16 protein-coding genes, 1 tRNA gene and 1 other RNA gene are annotated in these 19,056 nt (G+C 44.6%); 15 read left to right on the forward strand and 3 right to left on the reverse strand.

The genetic code is table 11. The features are described 5' to 3' along the window. Nucleotides 1-25: 25 nt before the first annotated feature. The 8 genes from BN3282_RS06590 (at nt 26) to BN3282_RS06625 (ending at nt 8,594) form a co-directional block, all read left to right on the forward strand. On the forward strand, nt 26-2,047 hold the full coding sequence (locus BN3282_RS06590; RefSeq protein WP_059067656.1) for a V-type ATP synthase subunit I: 2,022 nt from the start codon (nt 26-28) through the stop codon (nt 2,045-2,047). Beyond that, a complete protein-coding gene (locus BN3282_RS06595; RefSeq protein WP_059067658.1) occupies nt 2,044-2,532 on the forward strand; it encodes a V-type ATP synthase subunit K in 489 nt (162 codons plus the stop codon). Before BN3282_RS06590 ends, BN3282_RS06595 begins: the two co-directional genes overlap by 4 nt. Nucleotides 2,533-2,576: 44 nt before the next feature. Then, complete coding sequence (locus BN3282_RS06600) at nt 2,577-3,170, forward strand: V-type ATP synthase subunit E (protein ID WP_059067660.1); 594 nt, start codon at nt 2,577-2,579, stop codon at nt 3,168-3,170. A gap of 60 nt (nt 3,171-3,230) precedes the next feature. After that, the gene (locus BN3282_RS06605) at nt 3,231-4,202 is read left to right on the forward strand and encodes a V0D/AC39 family V-type ATPase subunit (RefSeq protein WP_059067662.1); all 972 of its coding nucleotides are present in this window, start codon (nt 3,231-3,233) and stop codon (nt 4,200-4,202) included. Continuing rightward, entirely contained in the window at nt 4,195-4,515 is a 321-nt protein-coding gene (locus tag BN3282_RS06610) for a V-type ATP synthase subunit F (RefSeq protein ID WP_059067664.1), read from the forward strand. Before BN3282_RS06605 ends, BN3282_RS06610 begins: the two co-directional genes overlap by 8 nt. Nucleotides 4,516-4,550: 35 nt before the next feature. Next, nucleotides 4,551-6,317 carry a V-type ATP synthase subunit A gene (locus BN3282_RS06615; protein WP_059067666.1) on the forward strand — a complete coding sequence of 589 codons (1,767 nt, stop codon included), beginning with the start codon at nt 4,551-4,553 and terminating at the stop codon, nt 6,315-6,317. After that, on the forward strand, nt 6,318-7,688 hold the full coding sequence (locus tag BN3282_RS06620; protein WP_059067669.1) for a V-type ATP synthase subunit B: 1,371 nt from the start codon (nt 6,318-6,320) through the stop codon (nt 7,686-7,688). Between the two features lie 246 nt (nt 7,689-7,934). Continuing rightward, entirely contained in the window at nt 7,935-8,594 is a 660-nt protein-coding gene (locus BN3282_RS06625; RefSeq protein WP_059067671.1) for a V-type ATP synthase subunit D, read from the forward strand. 102 nt (nt 8,595-8,696) lie between these two features. Here BN3282_RS06625 and BN3282_RS06630 read toward each other — a convergent pair whose 3' ends face one another. The 3 genes from BN3282_RS06630 to BN3282_RS06640 are packed head-to-tail and all read right to left on the reverse strand — an operon-like array spanning nt 8,697 to nt 11,751. Continuing rightward, nucleotides 8,697-9,632: a cation efflux transmembrane domain-containing protein gene (locus tag BN3282_RS06630; RefSeq protein ID WP_059067673.1), complete on the reverse strand. Its 936-nt coding sequence runs from the start codon at nt 9,630-9,632 to the stop codon at nt 8,697-8,699. Between the two features lie 23 nt (nt 9,633-9,655). Further along, the gene (locus BN3282_RS06635) at nt 9,656-10,894 is read right to left on the reverse strand and encodes an MFS transporter (RefSeq protein WP_059067676.1); all 1,239 of its coding nucleotides are present in this window, start codon (nt 10,892-10,894) and stop codon (nt 9,656-9,658) included. A 35-nt stretch (nt 10,895-10,929) separates the two neighbouring features. Continuing rightward, nucleotides 10,930-11,751, reverse strand: coding sequence for a zinc dependent phospholipase C family protein (locus BN3282_RS06640; protein WP_059067677.1), 822 nt, complete (start codon nt 11,749-11,751; stop codon nt 10,930-10,932). A 197-nt stretch (nt 11,752-11,948) separates the two neighbouring features. Here BN3282_RS06640 and ssrA point away from each other — a divergent pair. From ssrA to BN3282_RS06670, 7 genes are all read left to right on the forward strand, one after another. After that, nucleotides 11,949-12,293: a transfer-messenger RNA gene (gene ssrA, locus BN3282_RS14640) on the forward strand. A gap of 2 nt (nt 12,294-12,295) precedes the next feature. Continuing rightward, nucleotides 12,296-12,368: transfer RNA gene (locus BN3282_RS06645), tRNA-Ala, on the forward strand. A 111-nt stretch (nt 12,369-12,479) separates the two neighbouring features. Then, entirely contained in the window at nt 12,480-12,929 is a 450-nt protein-coding gene (locus BN3282_RS06650) for a GNAT family N-acetyltransferase (RefSeq protein WP_059067679.1), read from the forward strand. Between the two features lie 188 nt (nt 12,930-13,117). Next, nucleotides 13,118-13,789: a YjjG family noncanonical pyrimidine nucleotidase gene (locus BN3282_RS06655; protein ID WP_059067681.1), complete on the forward strand. Its 672-nt coding sequence runs from the start codon at nt 13,118-13,120 to the stop codon at nt 13,787-13,789. A gap of 111 nt (nt 13,790-13,900) precedes the next feature. Beyond that, nucleotides 13,901-14,728 carry a hypothetical protein gene (locus BN3282_RS06660; RefSeq protein ID WP_059067683.1) on the forward strand — a complete coding sequence of 276 codons (828 nt, stop codon included), beginning with the start codon at nt 13,901-13,903 and terminating at the stop codon, nt 14,726-14,728. A gap of 231 nt (nt 14,729-14,959) precedes the next feature. Then, nucleotides 14,960-15,664, forward strand: coding sequence for an ABC transporter ATP-binding protein (locus tag BN3282_RS06665; protein ID WP_059067685.1), 705 nt, complete (start codon nt 14,960-14,962; stop codon nt 15,662-15,664). Nucleotides 15,665-15,673: 9 nt separating this feature from the next. After that, nucleotides 15,674-19,048 (forward strand): ABC transporter permease, encoded by a 3,375-nt coding sequence (locus tag BN3282_RS06670; protein WP_059067687.1) that lies wholly within the window; start codon nt 15,674-15,676, stop codon nt 19,046-19,048. The last annotated feature ends 8 nt before the right edge of the window (nt 19,049-19,056 follow it).

Below are 19,056 nucleotides of genomic sequence, written 5' to 3' on the forward strand. Positions count from 1 at the left end.
ATAGAAGAAAAGGAGGGATAAGATTATGGCGGTATTGCAGATGCAGCGAATCAGTATCTGCGCACTGAAAAAAGACCGTAAGCCGATTCTGGAAAAATTGCAGAGTATGGGTGTCATAGAATTAAGCCAGCTTATAGAGGAAGATCAAGATTTCCATAAACTGGATACGATCAATGCCAGGATGAGTTTTGAAAAAGCAGCTGTCAGCACAGACGGCGCGTTGGAGATCCTGGATGCATACGCGCCTGTGAAGAAATCTATGCTGTCTTCTCTGGAAGGAAAAGATCTTGTGGAAAAAGCTGCTTACAGGCAAGTGCTGGACCGAAAAGAAGACCTGTTAAAAAAAGTAAAAGAAATCCATTTACTTGATAAGGAAAAAGCAGAGCAAACGGCGAATATCCTAAAGCTGGAGAATCAGATCGAAAGTCTGAAACCGTGGCTGGCGTTGGATGTTCCAATGGATTTCGCAGGGACGGAAAAAACGGCTATGCTGCTGGGAACCATGCCGGGGCAGACAAGGGTAGAAGATGTACTCTCTATCCTTGCGGATAAAGCGCCGGAGGTGGAAGGCGTGGAAGTACAGATCATCTCTTCTGAACCGGATACCGTATATATGGCTGTACTCTGTTTAAAGAAAGAGGAGGCAGAAGCAGAGGAAGCCCTGCGCAGTGCAGGATTTGCAAAGCCATCCCAGATATGTGCAGATATACCGGCACGGGAGAAGGAAGAACTGGAAAATAAAATAAAATCTATCAAGATTAGGATTGGCGAAATCGAGAAGGAAGTAAAAGAATCTGCTTCGATCAGAGAAGAGTTGAAAATTCTTGCCGATTACTACAGAGTGCGTGCAGATAAGTATGAAGTATTAGGGCAGCTCCCGCAGTCTGAAAGAACCTTTGTCATAAGCGGCTATATACCCAGGCAGAAGGTAAAAGATGTGGAAGATTTCTTACAGGCAAAATATGACTGCGCAGTGGATGTAGAAGAATTAAAAGAAGACGAGGAAATGCCGGTACTCTTAAAGAATAATCCATTTTCGGCAAGCGTGGAAGGAATTGTAGAATCCTACGGACTTCCCCATAAAGGAGAGATCGATCCGACGACGATCATGTCGTTTTTCTATGTATTTTTCTTTGGAATGATGCTCTCCGACGCGGCATATGGAGCGATTGTGGCGGCCGCGTGTTTTATAGTGCTCAAGAAGTTCCCACGTATGGGGGAGAGCATGAAGAAATCTTTAAAACTGTTCATGTACTGCGGTATTTCTACCCTTGTCTGGGGAATACTTTTCGGGGGATATTTTGGAAATATTGTGGATATTGTATCGGAAAAATTCTTTGGGCATGCTGTGACAGTCCCGGCATTGTGGTTTGTACCTTTAAATGATCCGATGAAACTTTTGGTGTATTCCATGTTATTCGGTGTGATCCACCTGTTCGTAGGATTAGGGATCAAAGGATATATGTGCCTGCGCGACGGTAAGGTCATGGACTTTTTCTGTGATGTTGTTCTCTGGTTTATGTTGCTTACAGGGCTTATTTTAATGCTTCTGCCAAGCGATATTTTTGCCTCGATCGCACAGACACAGATCGTATTTCCGGGACCGGTGAATACAATTGCAAAAGTACTGGCAATCGCCGGAGCTGTGGGGATCATTTTGATGTCAGGGCGCTCCAGTAAGAATCCGGGGATCCGTATCGCGCTTGGAGCGTATGACCTGTATAATGTGACCGGCTGGTTAAGCGACGCGTTGTCTTATTCACGTTTGTTGGCGTTAGGGCTGGCAACAGGTGTTATTGCGTCTGTTATTAACCAGATGGGCAGCATGATGCCGAACAATATTTTCGGGATCATTGGTTTTGTGGTGATCTTTATCATCGGACATTTACTGAACCTTGCCATCAATCTGCTGGGCGCGTATGTGCATACGAATCGTCTGCAGTTTGTGGAATTCTTCGGAAAATTCTATGAGGGCGGAGGAAAACCGTTCCATCCATTTAGAACAAATACAAAATATACAGATTTGAAGGAGGAAACTTTATCATGAGTATTATGAGTGAATTAGGAATCGTATACGCATTGCTTGGCGCGGCAGTTGCAGTGCTCTTAGCAGGGGCAGGCTCTGCGATCGGAGTAGGGATTGCCGGACAGGCGGCGGCAGGTGTTGTTACAGAAGACCCAAGTAAATTTGCCAAGGTGCTGATCATTCAGCTTCTTCCTGGTACACAGGGACTTTACGGACTTCTGGTAGGCTTTATCACATTGTCCAATATCGGTATCCTGGGCGGAGATATCGCACAGATCGATGTTAAAACAGGACTCATGATCCTGGCGGCATGTCTGCCGATCGGAATCGTAGGTTTGTTATCCGGGATCGCACAGGGAAAAACAGCGGCAGCTTCTATCGGTATTGTAGCAAAGAAACCCGATCAGTTTGGTAAAGCGATGCTGTTCCCTGCAATGGTTGAGACGTATGCGATTCTTGCTCTTCTGATTTCATTCCTTGCGGTAAGCGGAATCAAGATTCAGTAAAAAGCAGATATAAAAAGACTTTTTCATAAAAGGAGAGCATGGATATGAGTGGATTGGAAAAAATGAAACGCCAGATACTAGAGGAGGCAGACCACTCAGCGGAAGCAGAAATAGAAAAGGCGAAGGCGAAAGCAGAAGAGCTGTTAGAAGCAGCGAAAGCAGAAGCGGACGCCGCTGCAGAGAAAATTCTGGAACAGTCCGAAGCAGATATAGAGATCTTAATGGAACGTTCGGCTTCTTCCTGTGATATGTACAGAAAAAAGGCAATGCTAAAAGCAAAACAAGAAGTGATCAGGGAAGTGCTGGAAAAGGCATATGAGAAGATACAGGAGCTGGATGCACAGGAGTATTTTGAAATGGCAGAAAAACTATTGGCAAAATATGTGCTGGCGCAGGAAGGCGAGGTGTATTTTTCTAAGAAAGATCTGGAAAGAATGCCGGAAGGATTTGAACAGAAGATTTCACAGATCGCGGCGCAAAAAGGCGGCGCACTTACTGTTTCCCAAGAGACAAGACAGATAGACGGCGGGTTTATCCTGGTATATGGCGGAATTGAAGAAAACTGCACGATCAAGGCATTATTTGACGCAAAAAGAGATGAATTGTCTGATAAGGTGCACAGTCTGTTATTTGCATAAAGCGTAACCGGCAGCGCAGTGTTTTTATACACGGCGCAGAGCGGATAAGGAGGATTAGTCTTGAAAGATTTGGAATATACTTACGCGGTTGCGCGCATACGTGCTTTGGAAGTCTCGCTGCTTAACGCAGCTGCTATTGAACAGCTGTTATCTTGCGGCACTTATGAACAATGTCTGCAGTTTTTGAGCGAAAAAGGCTGGGGGGACGCAGGCGGAGCAGCAGATATGGTTTCTATGCTGAAAAGAGAAGAAGAAAAAACATGGGAAGTGATCGCCGATGTGGCGCCGGATATGCGTGTGTTTGATGTGTTTTCATATCCGAAGCTGTATCACAATTTAAAAGCAGCGATCAAAGAGGTGTGCACAGAAGCAAGAAACGAGAATATCTTTTATGAGGACTGCAAGATCCCCGGCAAAGAAATGCTTCGTATCATAGAGAACAAGGAGTTTGAAAAACTGCCGGGACAGATGGCACAGACAGCGCGTGAAGCGTATGATACACTGCTTCATACAAGAGATGGACAGCTGTGTGATGTCATTGTAGATAAGGCGGCGCTGGATGCAATCTATGAGGCGGGGAAGAATGCCTCGGATGATATCATCCGGCAGTATGCGGATGCTACCGTAGCGATCGCGGACATCAAGGTTGCCGTACGGGCGCAGAAAACAGGGAAAAGCGCAGAATTTATGCGGCGTGCCCTAGCCCCGTGTGACAGTATCAATGTAGAGCAGCTTATAAAGGCCGCGCTAAGCGGGATGGATGCAATACGGGAGTATCTTACAGGCACGGCATATGCAGAGGGCGCGCAGGCCTTGGAAGAATCTCCGTCAGCATTTGAGCGCTGGTGTGACAACCGTATGATAGAAACAATGAAAACGCAGAAATATGAGGCGTTTTCTGTGGGACCTCTGGCAGCCTATTTAATTGCCAGAGAAAACGAGATAAAGACAGTTCGGATCATCTTGACGGGAAAACAGAATGATTTCCCAGAAGAGGCAATCCGGGAAAGGATAAGGCAGATGTATGTATAAGATTGCAGTGATCGGCGATTATGACAGCATATATGGCTTTGCTACGCTGGGTCTTAGCATATGTCCTGTAAAGACCCGGGAGGAAGCAAAGAAGAAGTTAGATCAGCTTGCCGCAGGGAAATATGGCATTATCTATATTACCGAGGCGGTTGCGGCCGAACTGAAAGAAGAAATCGAAAAATATCAGGAACAGGTCCTGCCTGCTATTATCCAGATACCTGGGGTATCGGGAAATACAGGCGCCGGGATAGAAGGCGTGAAAAAGACCGTGGAGCAGGCGGTCGGTTCAGATATTTTGTTCGGTAATGAGTAAATTAGGAAGAATTGAATTAAGGAGGCAAAAGCCCAATGAGTACAGGCACAATTAAAAAAGTCGCAGGGCCCCTTGTTATCGCAGAGGGGATGCGCGACGCAAATATGTTTGACGTGGTTCGTGTCAGTAAGCAGAGACTGATCGGCGAAATCATTGAGATCCATGGCGACGAGGCTTCCATTCAGGTATACGAGGAAACTTCTGGTCTGGGACCGGGAGAGCCGGTAGAGTCTATGGAGGTACCTATGTCCGTAGAGCTGGGACCGGGATTGATCACTAGTATCTACGATGGGATCCAACGACCGCTGGACGACATTATGAAGATTTCGGGAAACAGCTTGAAGAGAGGTGTGGAAGTTCCTTCCCTGAAACGGGATCTGAAATGGAATTTTGTCCCTACAGTACAGGCAGGGGATACAGTAGAAGCCGGAGATGTGATCGGTACTGTGCAGGAAACGATCGTTGTGCAGCAAAAAATCATGGTCCCTTATGGGATAGAAGGAACCATCAAGGAAATTAAAGCAGGAGAGTTTACGGTAGAAGAAACGGTTGCTGTCGTGGAGACAAAAGACGGAGATAAAGAATTGACTCTTATGCAGAGATGGCCGGTTCGCCGTGGACGTCCGTATAAGAAAAAACTTCCGCCGGAAATGCCCCTTATTACAGGGCAGCGTGTAGTGGATACCTTCTTCCCGATCGCGAAAGGCGGTGTGGCGGCAGTTCCAGGGCCGTTCGGAAGTGGAAAAACGGTGATCCAGCACCAGCTTGCTAAATGGGCAGAAGCAGATATAGTTGTTTATATCGGCTGTGGAGAGCGTGGAAATGAGATGACGGATGTTCTGAATGAATTCCCGGAACTAAAGGATCCAAAAACAGGACAGTCTCTTATGCAGAGGACCGTTCTGATCGCCAATACATCGGATATGCCCGTTGCGGCACGTGAGGCGTCTATTTATACCGGAATCACGATCGCGGAGTATTTCCGTGATATGGGATATTCTGTTGCGCTGATGGCAGATTCTACTTCCAGATGGGCAGAGGCCCTTCGTGAGATGTCGGGACGTCTGGAAGAAATGCCCGGTGAGGAAGGATATCCGGCTTATCTGGGAAGCCGTTTGGCGCAGTTCTATGAGAGAGCCGGACATGTGATCTCCCTTGGCAAAGAAGGCAGAGAGGGAGCGCTTTCCGTAATAGGAGCCGTATCCCCTCCGGGAGGAGATATTTCCGAGCCTGTTTCCCAGGCGACACTGCGTATTGTAAAGGTATTCTGGGGATTGGATTCCAACCTGGCATATAAGAGACATTTCCCAGCCATCAACTGGCTGAACAGTTATTCTTTGTATCTGGATGATATGGAGAAATGGTTCAATGCAAATGTAGCGGAAGGCTGGATGAAGAACAGACAGAAGATGATGACCCTTCTGCAGGAAGAAGCAGAGCTGGAAGAAATCGTGAAGATGGTTGGTATGGATGCGCTTTCTCCCGGAGACAGACTGAAAATGGAAGCAGCCCGATCGATCCGTGAGGATTTCCTTCATCAGAATTCCTTCCACGAGATCGATACCTATACTTCTCTGAAGAAACAGTATATGATGATGAATCTGGTAACCGCATTTTATGACAGAGCGGTGGACGCATTGGCAGAAGGAGCTTCTCTTGAGAAACTGATCCGTATGCCGGTGCGGGAACAGATCGGTCGTTTTAAATATGTGACGGAGGATGCTCTGGATACAGAATATAAGAAAGTAGACGACGCATTAAGTGTGGAAATTGCAAACGCACTGGTAAAGGAGGACCGCTAAATGCCAAAAGAGTATAGAACGATACAGGAAGTAGCCGGCCCGCTTATGCTGGTGCGCGGCGTGGAAAATGTTACCTATGATGAACTGGGAGAGATCGAGCTGGCCAGCGGAGAAACACGGCGCTGTAAAGTGTTGGAGATCAACGGAAGCGACGCCCTGGTACAGCTGTTTGAGAGCTCTACGGGAATCAATTTATCAAACAGTAAAGTCCGTTTTTTGGGGCGCAGTATGGAGTTAGGCGTATCAGAAGATATGCTGGGACGGGTATTTGACGGATTGGGACGTCCGATCGATGACGGCCCGGAGATTCTGCCGGACGCTCGTATGGATATTAACGGCTTGCCGATGAACCCGGCGGCCAGAAGTTATCCGGAGGAATTTATCCAGACAGGGGTATCCGCGATCGACGGCTTGAATACACTTGTCCGTGGACAGAAACTGCCTATTTTCTCTGCGTCCGGTCTGCCCCATGCACAGCTGGCGGCGCAGATCGCAAGACAGGCAAAGGTACTGGGAAATGATGAGAACTTTGCCGTTGTATTTGCCGCAATGGGTATCACATTCGAGGAATCTAATTATTTTATCGAGAGCTTTAAAGAAACCGGAGCGATCGACCGTACCGTGCTGTTTGTCAATCTGGCAAACGATCCGGCGATCGAACGTATCGCAACACCGAAAATGGCGCTGACAGCGGCAGAGTATCTTGCTTTTGAAAAAGATATGCACGTACTTGTTATCCTGACAGATATCACAAACTATGCAGATGCCCTGCGTGAAGTATCTGCGGCCCGCAAAGAAGTGCCGGGACGCCGAGGGTATCCGGGATATATGTATACAGACCTGGCTTCCATATACGAGAGAGCCGGACGGCAGAGAGGAAAGACGGGAAGTATCACGATGATCCCGATCCTTACTATGCCGGAAGATGACAAGACCCATCCGATTCCTGACCTGACAGGTTACATTACAGAAGGACAGATTATCTTAAGCCGTGATCTTTACAGAAAAGGGATTGCGCCGCCGATTGATGTTCTGCCGTCACTGTCCCGTCTGAAAGATAAGGGAATCGGAGAAGGAAAGACACGTGCCGATCATTCCAATACGATGAACCAGCTTTTCGCCGCATATGCGCGTGGAAAAGATGCCAAAGAATTGATGGTCATCTTAGGGGAGGCGGCGCTGACTGAGATCGACCTTATGTATGCGAAGTTTGCAGATGCGTTTGAAGAAAAATATGTCTCCCAGGGATATATGACAGACCGCAGCATTGAAGAAACCCTGGAGATTGGCTGGGAACTGCTGCGCATGCTCCCAAGAACAGAACTAAAGCGTATCGACGACAAATTCCTAGATAAATATTATGCCCAATAATCAGCCGTGCATATCCTCTAAACAGAGGAAAGTGCAAGCTTGTCTTGCACTGGCAGGTGTTTAGAGGGATATATAGGGCGGATGCCCGCCAGTGAGATGAAGCGAAAGCGGAAACGAGCTGCACGGCTGAGCAGAAAAAGTAAGCATATCCTCTAAACAGAGGAAAGTGCAAGCCTGTCTTGCACTGGCAGGTGTTTAGAGGGATATATAGGGCGGAAGGAAAGCATACAAGGAGGTGAGCGCAAGTTGGCAGCAACACAGGTAAATCCTACCCGTATGGAACTGACCAGGCTTAAGAAGAAGCGGATCACAGCGATACGCGGACATAAGCTTTTAAAAGATAAGCGGGATGAACTCATGCGCCAGTATCTGGACTTAGTCCGGGAAAACATGGAAGTCCGCAAAAAGGTGGAGGCAGGCATCCTGTCTGCAAATAAGAATTTTGTGATCGCTAAAGCAGGCATGTCGGAGGCGGCACTGCATACAGCTTTAATGGCGCCGAAACAGGAGATCAATCTGTCGCCCGGCGAGAAGAATGTTATGAGTGTAAATATCCCGACGTTTCAGTATCAGACAAGAACAGCGGATGAAAATGATATTTATTCTTACGGTTTTGCATTTACATCCAGCGATCTGGATGGAGCGGTTAAATCACTGGCAGATATTGTGCCGGATATGATACGGCTGGCAGAATGTGAAAAGGCGTGCCAGCTCATGGCAGCCGAGATAGAAAAGACAAGAAGACGTGTAAACGCGTTGGAACATGTCATTATCCCGGAAACGGAGAAAAATATCAAATATATCACCATGAAGCTGGATGAAAATGAGCGAAGTACCCAGATTCGTCTGATGAAAGTAAAAGATATGATGCTGGAAGAAGCACATCATTATAACGAGAAAGAATAAAAAGAGAGAACCCAGCCTTAGAAGGAGCTTTTTGCCGGTATGCGGCGCAGCCTTTTCTGAGACTGGGTTTTTAATATGAAAATTATTTATTTTATAACAATACTACTCAGTTTCTGGGAGAGGGGTTTTATGATTATCCAGTATGATCTCACAGGCAGCATTGGGAAATTCCTCTGCCAGACAGGAACTTAAGCGCTCATTGGCTGCCTGGATATTTTTTACGGATACGGCATCCGCGTCAACGCGAAAATAGATGGAGATCCATAGCTGACGGCCGGTACGGGCAATATCATAGAAAACGGGAATAAAAGCATAGTCTTCTAAAATTTTGCCGGATATTTTTTTGATCGTGTCGACCGTCTGCTGATCCGGTGAAAAAAGAAACAATTCCCGGAAAGTTTCAATCAGCATTTTGATCGTCTCAGGAATCATAAACAGCATGATCAATATAGCAATGAGCTGGTCAAAATAAGGAGAGAGAAAGGCAAAAGACGTCTGCTGCAGTTCCATGGCAATAAAAAAGGCGAAAGACATGCCAAGACTGTAAGCCACATCAAGTTTCCAACCTAGTATTTCTGCTTTTACCGTAGGGGAAGAAACTTTGCGGCTCATGAATTTCATTATGCATAAAATCAGAAAACTGACCATTCCCAGAATCAGCTGGAATAAAGAGACTTGCCCTTTGTTGATATGACTGCCGCCGGAAAATAATTTTTCAATGACACTTGTCAGCACACTGACAGTTACAGAAATCAGCATGATATTTTTGATCAAAATAAAAAAAGATTCCAGCTGAAAAAAGCCATATGGATGCTTTTCGGAAATAGGGCGATGAAATAAAGGGGTCAAAAATAAAAGCAAAATAATAAAGACAAGTTCAGAAGCATCATACAATGCATCCATCAGTGTGGATTGGGAATGGCTGTAGACCGCATAAATCAGCTCAACGATAACAAAACCGACTCCGGACAAAAAAGAGAGGAGCAGGATCCTTTTTTCTAATATTTCTTCTGAACTTTTCGGTGTATGATGCTTCATGAAGCAGTTTCCTTTCTATTTATTTAGTATTCGTTTAATCTTGCGGCTTTTAAAAATAAAAGCAGGCCGATTAAAAACATGACAGATAATGCGCTGACGCCGATATTGATACTCCCTGTGATCTGACTTAAAAAGGAGACAAAAGCAGTACCGATAATAGAGGCGCCTTTTCCGCAGATATCATAGATTCCGAAATATTCTCCGGACTTTTCCGCAGGGATAATCTTAGCAAAATAGGAACGGGACAGAGCTTGTATCGTTCCCTGGAACAATCCTACTAAAACAGCCAGGATCCAGAAATCTAACTGTGTGTCAAGCCAGTAAGCATACACGGCGATGCCGAAGTATGCGCTGATACAGACGGCGATGATCTTAGCAGGCGAGACTTTTTTCACGAGTCTGCTAAAAAGTAAGACAGAAGGGAATGCAACAATCTGTGTCACAAGGAGCGCCAAAAGAAGACCATTGCTGTCCAGTCCCAGGGCTTGTCCATATGCGGTCGCCATATCGATGACCGTATAAACTCCGTCGATATAAAAGAAAAATGCAAGCAGAAAAAGAAAAACACGTTTTTCTTTTACCAGTTCCTTAAAGGTATGACCCAGGCGCAAAAAGCTGTCTTTGATCACATGACCTCCGGTCTGGACATAGTATTTCTGCCGATAGCATTTTAATAAAGGAAGGGAAGAACCTCCCCACCAGAGCGCTGTGATCAAAAAGGCGATGATCATGGACTGCTGTGCGCTCAGTCCTATGTTGCCTCCGAATAGGATGAGAAGCAGACAGACAGCAAAAGGAATACAGCTGCCGATATATCCCCAGGCATAACCGTGGGAGGAGACACGATCCATTCGATCAGGTTCCGCTATATCGGGCAGCATTGCGTCATAAAATACAAGACTTGAAGAATAGCCAGTCTTTGCCAGAATGAAGATCACGAGGAACCAGAACCAGGACGAAAGGAATCCCAGAAGAATACACCCGGCGATTCCAAGTCCCATAACAATTCCAAAGATCTTTTTCTTATAATTTTGTATATCTGCGACAGCGCCCAACGTAAGGCCGATCAGTGCGACCAGCAGGGTGCTTATCGACACGGCATATCCCCAGTAAGCCAGATAGTCGACATCTGAAATACCGGCGTTTCCGGCAAGGGTATTGAAGTAAATTGGGAAGATGGTGGATACCATCATTGTAAATGCAGAGTTCCCCACATCATAAAGAACCCAGTTTTTTTCTAGTTTGGTAAGTTTAAATTTCATACTCATTCCTCTCGTATGTGCAATAGTTTTGATTTCTACAGGGGAAGTGTTTCCCAGTTTTCTCCTGCCCCGAATGTCCTGTGAAAACGTTTGGGAAGTTCTTCATTTTGGAACAGTGTTTTTTGATAGTCGATGATCAGTCCTGCCGCCAAAGGAACTGCTCCGGAGTACAGACGCCTAAGAAGCTGACAGTAGTCCTCGCAGGCAGGATTGGGCGTTTCACTCATGACCATGCCGTGCATAGCGTCGTATATTTTGGCAAGTTTCATTGCTCCAAAGAGAAGCTGCCGTTTCTTTGGATTGGGAGACAGCAGTACTTTATGATAAAAAATCATAGATTTTAGCGCCTTTTTTACTGTATCTGCAGAAAGTTCTTCAAAAAAAGGTGCAATGATCTCGGCATTTTGCGCTGTAGGATGAATGTGCCGGGTGGTGAGATATTTTATAGGATTAATATAGTCCTCGCACAGAAGCAGTCTGTCAAACTCCATCTCGATCTCGGCATGGCTGATCCCGCTTGCCTGTATCATTTTTTCGATATAAGGATGACATTCGCTGTCCAGGGCAAAATGGCAGATAAAGCCATAGATGTAGGCTCTGGCAGCGGCAGGATCTGCAGACGCGTTGATTCTCTGTATGCCTTTTTTGAAAAATTCATCGGCCATTTTTTCATGCATCGCATAGCCTTGTGCATTCACAGGGGTCTTGATAAGCGCTTTGTGGTAAAATAGTATATCTGGTCCGTGCAGTCCGATATCGAAAAGCTCCCTGTGATTTTCGATAGCGCCTTGCAGAGGTCTGGGCAGAGCGCTGATTACTTCTTTTCCAAATCTATAATGTGTGTATGTTGTCGGCATAAAATCTCTCCTTTTGTAAGTTCTTTTTCACATCATAGGTATATATTATCACATAATCAGAGTAAAGAGAGTATTATGTTTGCGAAAAATGAAAGTAAAACCTTGACATTTTTGTTTTTCGTTTTATAGTATAATATATGGTCTTAGTATTTTTCAGTTGCGCATACTGAAAAAAGAGGCTGTATTTCATTGGACAAGGGCTTGTACTGGTTTCGACAGGGATCTTGAAGATGGAGAAGCTATCCGCAGGTTGATGCGTCAAATCACAAATTTAAAATTAAACGCTAACGATAATTACGAATTAGCTGCAGCCTAATTGCTGCATGTCAGCCTTAGAGCACTCACACTTTAAGGATCTGGCACCGACTATGTGAGAAACGATACCGGCAAAGCTTTGAGCCGGCAGGCGTATCATGAAGCTACCGAAACTGTAAGGATGTTAGTTTCCGTACAGCGGGGGGAATCTGAAAGAACTGACTATGATAGTAGAAGTACATGGGATAGGTTTTTGGACGCGGGTTCGATTCCCGCCAGGTCCATATAGGGGGTATTAGCGCAGTTGGGAGCGCGCAACATTCGCATTGTTGAGGCCACGGGTTCGAATCCCGTATACTCCATTATAAAAAGTTTTGTTAGCGATACTTGGTTTTCACAACCAGGTATCGCTTTTTTCTTCCTATGTTTTTGCAGAAATCTCAGTTTCATTTCATATATCGGAGGGGAAAGAAGTGGAAATCAGAAGATATGAGCAGTCAGACTGCGAGATTTTGGCAGAATTATTTTATCATACGGTCCATACCGTTAATGCAAAAGACTATACAAAAGAGCAGCTTGCCGTATGGGCAGACGGAAAGGTGGATCTGGAAAAATGGAACCAGTCACTTCGAGAACATTATAGTGTAGTGGCAGTTGATGAAGGGGTGATCGTCGGCTTTGGCGATATAGATCGGACAGGTTACCTTGACCGTTTATTCGTTCGTGCGGATTGTCAGGGGAAAGGGATCGCTACAGCGATCTGTGATCGATTAGAGCAGGAGATGCGGGGAAATATTACTGTGCATTCTTCTATAACGGCAAGACCTTTTTTCGAAAAGAGAGGATATAGAGTTATCAAAGAACAACAAGTAGAACGACAAGGAGTTTTTCTTACAAATTATATCATGATAAAGAAAGACTGACTTAAAGTGATTATGTTTATCCCATCTGTATTTATGTTTTATAACTTAAGTGCATGGAGTTATGTAGTAGTATATACAGGTATTGCGTTATTTGGCAATTTAATAGCATTGCCATTAAGAAAAAAGTAAAACCCAATTTTGTAGAGCGCAGAGTCAATAGAAGATTTGGATTGCGGAGGATGGAAAGAATGATTTCAACTATTTTAATGGATATAGATGATACACTTTTGGATTTTGATTTATGTGCAAAATGGGCAATGGATGAAGCTGCAAAGAAAATGAAATTAATACTGCCTCAAAATACATATGACCATTTCAAAAAAATCAATGCCTCACTTTGGAAGCAGATGGAGAAAAAAGAAATAACTTCGGATGAGATTTATTGTGTGAGATGGGAAAAGGTTTCTCTAGCGGTGGGAGTATCACTTGATGGTAAAGAGTTTGAGAAGCATTTCCTTGCGTATCTTTCTAAAAGTGCTATTCAAGTAGAGGGAGCTTTAGAGTTATTAGAGTATTTAAGTGGAAAATATAAAATATATGCAGCAAGCAACGGCCCGTTTGAACAGCAAGTACAAAGAATGAAATTAGCTGGAATGGATAACTACTTAAGCGGTTATTTTGTGTCAGAAAAAATAGGACATTCAAAGCCGACGAAAGAATTTTTTGCTGTGTGCTGTAAAGAAATATGTGCAGCGGACTTAAGTGAGATCATCATGATAGGGGATTCCTTATCCGCAGATATAAAAGGGGCTAACAATTACGGTATAAAAACATGTTGGTTTGATAAAGAATCAAAAGGTACAGAGAATCCAGCAGATTATACGGTAGATCATTTGTTGGAAATAAAAGCGTTTCTTTAAATATATTAAATCCCAGTAATACAAAGTGATGAATTTTCACTTTCCTGCAACAAAATGCTTTATCATTGACTCTTATTATTAAAAACTACTTTGAATTAGGAGGAATTGAATATGAAAATAAGAAAATGGATTGCGATATCATTAGCAGTTTTATCTGCATTCGCATTTACCGCTTGTGGAAATAACCAGAAAACCGGAGCAACAAAAGCAGAAACGGAAACTTCAGAAAAACCAATCACAGAAGCACCTGTCGGAGTTTTTATTACGTATGGAGAAGATGGTGCTTATGCCTTCGTAGATGTGGAGACAAACTCTGTTTTTACTGCGGAACTTCCATTGGATCATATGAAAGACAAAGAAGGAAATGTACTAAAGTTTGAAGATCTAAAAGACGGAGATCAACTTCAGTTTAACGGAAATCTTATGATGACAGCAAGTATTCCGCCAATGTATTCTGGAATTTCAGATGTCGTTCGTTTAGAAGAAGGAACGGTCGATTTGGCAGAAAAGTATTACCCGCTGATCGAAGAGACAATGGGCATCGAAGTAGATCCATCTAGGATTCCAACTTGTACTATTGAAAGCTCTCAGTCCTTTGGCGACGTAGCAGCTGCTATTTACGAGACATCTTATGATTGGTCTTTTGAAACAGAAAACGGTGCTGTACAACATGATGTCGTAAATGAAACGGAAGATTCTGTGAATACCGTATTTGAGATGGAAGGCAGCAGTACGGAGGGAGTAATCTCATTTTTTCCCAATCCTGCAAAAGCAGAGCTTTTCCTTTATACTACCGATGGAGTACAAGAAGTAGAACTTATACAGTCCGGTTCGAAGTATGCTGTAACATTAGAAGCCGAACATACTTATGAAATTCGGGGGAAATGGGAAAATGGATCCGTAACCTACAAATTTGATACAAAAACAATAAAAGAATAAAGTGTATATCCTAACACATGCCTTACAGGCGGGTGTGCTTCGCACGATAAGGTATACCCATTAGGGCATACCGTAACACATGCCTTACAGGCGGGCGTGCTTCGCACGATAAGGTATGTAATACAAGGCAGACATTAAAAAAGTGTGAAATTACATTGAATTTGATTAAATTCTCATGTAAGCATGGTATAATAACATAGAAAACGTATATCATGTCCGGGAGATGAAGGGATGGAAAATTTCGTACAACTTCAAGATATTACAAAGATTTATAAAATGGGAGAAATCGAGATCCGTGCCGTAGACGGAATCGATTTTACCATTCATAAAGGTGAATTTGTTGTTATTGTGGGGCCCAGCGGCGCAGGGAAAACGACAGTGCTCAATATCCTGGGAGGAATGGATACAGCGACATCGGGCAGTCTGCTTGTGGACGGAGAAGAGATTACTAAGTACTCGGCGAGGCAATTGACGGGGTACCGCCGTGAGGATATTGGCTTTGTATTTCAGTTTTATAATCTGGTGCCAAATCTGACGGCACTGGAAAATGTTGAACTGGCATTGCAGATATGCAGAGAGCCTTTGGATGCGCGGGAAGTGCTAAGGGAAGTAGGACTTGCAGATAGAATGGACAATTTTCCTGCACAGCTTTCAGGCGGAGAGCAGCAAAGGGTTTCCATAGCCAGAGCGTTGGCTAAGAATCCGAAACTGCTTCTGTGCGACGAGCCTACAGGAGCTCTGGATTACAATACCGGAAAAGCGATTTTAAAACTCTTGCAGGATATGTGCCGGGAGCGCGGCATGACAGTGATCGTTATCACGCATAATTCTGCGCTGGCGCCGATGGCAGATCGTCTGATCAAGATAAAAAACGGCAAAGTTTCTAAAATGGAGATTAATAAAAACCCAGTATCAATAGACGAGATCGAATGGTAGGTCATTTACATGAACAGAAAAGCACTGAGAAAAGATTTTTATATGGAGATCAGACGCAGTTTGGGACGATTTTTGTCCATCTTCTTTATTGTGGCGATCGGTGTTGCTTTCTTTTCCGGAATTCGTGCGGCTGAACCGGATATGCGCATATCCGGAGATACCTATTTTGATGAGAAGAATTTGATGGATATCCAAGTGGTCAGTACGTTAGGGCTGACAGAGGATGATGTGGAAGCGTTAAGAGAGACGGAGGGCATAGAAAAGGTAGAAGGCGGTTATTCTGTGGATGCCTTATGTACAGGAAATGAAACAGAGAGCGTGGTACATATTTCTTCTATCCTGCCGACGATGAACCAGGTGACAGTGGAGAAGGGACGGCTTCCCAAGACGGCGCAGGAGTGTGCTGTGGACGTAGATTTTCTCGTTGAAGAAGGCTTTCAGATCGGGGATACGATCACACTGCGTTCAGGGACAGATACAAAGATCACAGATACACTAAAAGAGGACACCTTTACGATCGTTGGCGCTATCAGCAGTCCATGTTATATTTCCTTTCAGAGAGGCAGTACGACGATCGGTACGGGAAATGTAGACGGTTTTGTCAGTGTGCCCGCAGAGAGTTTTGACATGGAAGTATACACAGAACTATATGTAGCGGCAGAGGGCGCAAAGGCATTGACGGCGTTTACCGCTGCATATGACGACTGTGTAGAGGCTGTGACAGAACACATAGAGGGGATCAAAGAAGAACGGGAGGACGCACGTTATCAGGAGATCATTGACGAGGCAAATACACAGCTGGCAGATGCAAAGGCGGAATTTGCACAAGCTCAGACAGAGGCAGAGGAAAAGCTGTCAGAAGCGAAACAGCAGTTGGAGGATGGACAGAATCAGATAGACAGCGCAAAGGCAGAGATAGAAAGTTCTGCGAGCCAACTTGCGATTTCAGAAAGCGAACTGACGGCAAAGCAGGCGGAAATGGATAGTGCTTGGGCTTCCCTTACGGCAAAACAAGAAGAGACGGATGCGGCGAAAACAGAGCTGGAGCAGCAAAAGGCAGCGTTAGAAGCAGGCAGTATTACAAAGGATGAGACATACCAGGAGGCATATCAACAGGGATATGAGGAAGCTTTATCACAGGCTTACCTGACGGCGGAAGGAAAACTGGACGGACAGGCAGCACAGATAGAAAGTGCCATTGCACAGCTTGAAGAAACGATAAAAAGGCTGGAGGAAAGTGGAGACCCCGGCGGACAGTTAGCGGGATTGAAGGCAGAACTTGCCGTGCAGGAGGCGTCTCTCGCACAGATAAACAGTGAAACATTCCGTGATACGATAAAAGCGCAGGCAAAAGCAGAACTGGATGTAGTTTTTCCGGGACAGTTTGATGAACAGTACCGACAGCAGGCGTTGTCTCAAGTGAATGAATATCTTTCGCAGTTAAGTGCAGGACAGACACAAATGGACGAAGCGAAAACGCAGCTGGTATCTGGTCAGGCACAGATAGATGCAGGCTGGGTCCAGATCAGCCAGGCAAAGACACAGCTGCAGGACGCACAGACAGAATTGGCAGAAAAAGAACAAGAGCTTGCCGGCGGATGGAGTGAATACGAGGAAGGGAAGACCGAGGCAGAAGAAAAGCTTGCAGATGGTGAGGAGAAGATACAGGATGCGGAGGATGAGGTTGAGAAGATAGAACACGCCGAGTGGTATATCAATGATAGAGACAGCGCAGTTACGGATTATACCGGTTATGGGGACAATGCAGACAGAATGAGAGCCATTGGCGAGGTATTTCCGGTTTTATTTTTCCTGGTGGCCGCGTTAGTCAGCCTGACGACGATGACCCGTATGGTAGAAGAACAGAGGACTCTTATCGGTACACTTAAGGCGCTTGGATATGAAAGACATGCGATCGCGGAAAAATACCTGGGATATGCATTTTTTGCCACGGTCGGCGGCTGTATAGTGGGTGTGCTGATCGGGGAAAAGATACTTCCGTATATTATCATTACGGCATATGGGATCATGTATACGCATATGGATACGGTCATTGTCCCTTATCATTTTTCTTATGCGGCGGCGGCTTCATTGGCGGCCCTTGTCTGTACGATCGGAGCGACTTTCTTTTCCTGCTTCCGGGAATTGAGAGAGCAGGCGGCAGAATTGATGCGTCCGCCTGCGCCTAAACAAGGAAAGAGAGTAGTATTGGAGAGAGTACCGTTTATCTGGAAACGTTTTAGTTTTATATGGAAAGCGACCGTGCGCAATCTGATGCGATATAAGAAACGATTCTTTATGACGATATTTGGTATTGGTGGGTCTATGGCACTTCTATTGGTTGGATTTGGACTGCAGGACTCGATATTTAATATTGGTATACTGCAATATGATAAGATACAATTATATGATGGAAATGTGATCTTGAATGAAGATGCGGCAGAGCAGGAAAAGCAGGATATATACGAGGCGCTTAAGAAGGATGACAGAACAAAAAAGACGGTCGAGAATCTTTTGACCCAGGTAAAAGTACATAATGGCAAGAAACAAGGGGACGTATATCTCAATGTTCCGGAAGATACAGATACATTTTCCCAATTAGTCATTTTTGAAGACAGAGTAACAAAAGAAAGATACAGTCTGGACGACGAAAGTGTGATATTGACAGAAAAGATGGCTAAGACGTTGGATGTGGTTCCTGGCGATACAATCTGGATACAGGATGATATAAAAGGAGAGATCCCGGTTAAAGTAAAAAGTGTTTGTGAGAATTATATGAACCATTATCTGTATATGACAGAGGCATTGTATGAAACGGTATATGGAAAAGAGCCGGATTATAATGCTATATATTATCAGACACAGGATGGTACGACAGAGCAGGCGCAGAAAATAGGGGAAGAAATGTTGGAGTATCCGGGCGCGTTAAGTGTCAGTTATACAACGGACATAGAGAGCCGGCTGGATGATATGCTCAGCAGTCTTGATATTGTGATCATAGTGCTTGTGGTTTCCGCAGGAATGCTGTCCTTTGTCGTGCTGTATAATCTGAATAATATCAATATCACAGAGCGCAAGAGAGAATTGGCGACGTTGAAGGTGCTGGGCTTCTATGATAATGAGGTGAGTGCATATGTATATCGAGAAAACATGATCCTGACGGTGATAGGCGGTATATTTGGGATGCTGCTTGGGAAGATTTTACATCAGTTTATTATTGTTACAGTGGAGATAGAGTCTGTGATGTTTGGGAGAAATATTGATATCAGCAGTTTTATTTATAGTTTTTTGATCACACTGGCGTTTTCATTCTTTGTGAATGGCGTAATGTATTTTAAGCTAAGGCAGATTGATATGGTAGAATCACTAAAAAGTGTAGAATGATAAAAGAA

The sequence above is a fragment of the Mediterraneibacter massiliensis genome (assembly GCF_001487105.1).
GTDB classification, from domain to species: domain Bacteria; phylum Bacillota; class Clostridia; order Lachnospirales; family Lachnospiraceae; genus Mediterraneibacter; species Mediterraneibacter massiliensis.

Bases quoted from the DNA above. Each gene is read 5' to 3' on its own strand.
- BN3282_RS06610 (WP_059067664.1), top strand. From the start codon at position 4,195: ATGTATAAGATTGCAGTGATCGGCGATTATGACAGCATATATGGCTTT.
- BN3282_RS06635 (WP_059067676.1), bottom strand. From the start codon at position 10,894: ATGAAATTTAAACTTACCAAACTAGAAAAAAACTGGGTTCTTTATGAT.
- BN3282_RS06665 (WP_059067685.1), top strand. From the start codon at position 14,960: ATGGAAAATTTCGTACAACTTCAAGATATTACAAAGATTTATAAAATG.
- BN3282_RS06660 (WP_059067683.1), top strand. From the start codon at position 13,901: ATGAAAATAAGAAAATGGATTGCGATATCATTAGCAGTTTTATCTGCA.
- BN3282_RS06655 (WP_059067681.1), top strand. From the start codon at position 13,118: ATGATTTCAACTATTTTAATGGATATAGATGATACACTTTTGGATTTT.
- BN3282_RS06630 (WP_059067673.1), bottom strand. From the start codon at position 9,632: ATGAAGCATCATACACCGAAAAGTTCAGAAGAAATATTAGAAAAAAGG.
- BN3282_RS06640 (WP_059067677.1), bottom strand. From the start codon at position 11,751: ATGCCGACAACATACACACATTATAGATTTGGAAAAGAAGTAATCAGC.
- BN3282_RS06670 (WP_059067687.1), top strand. From the start codon at position 15,674: ATGAACAGAAAAGCACTGAGAAAAGATTTTTATATGGAGATCAGACGC.
- BN3282_RS06590 (WP_059067656.1), top strand. From the start codon at position 26: ATGGCGGTATTGCAGATGCAGCGAATCAGTATCTGCGCACTGAAAAAA.
- BN3282_RS06615 (WP_059067666.1), top strand. From the start codon at position 4,551: ATGAGTACAGGCACAATTAAAAAAGTCGCAGGGCCCCTTGTTATCGCA.
- BN3282_RS06600 (WP_059067660.1), top strand. From the start codon at position 2,577: ATGAGTGGATTGGAAAAAATGAAACGCCAGATACTAGAGGAGGCAGAC.
- BN3282_RS06620 (WP_059067669.1), top strand. From the start codon at position 6,318: ATGCCAAAAGAGTATAGAACGATACAGGAAGTAGCCGGCCCGCTTATG.
- BN3282_RS06595 (WP_059067658.1), top strand. From the start codon at position 2,044: ATGAGTATTATGAGTGAATTAGGAATCGTATACGCATTGCTTGGCGCG.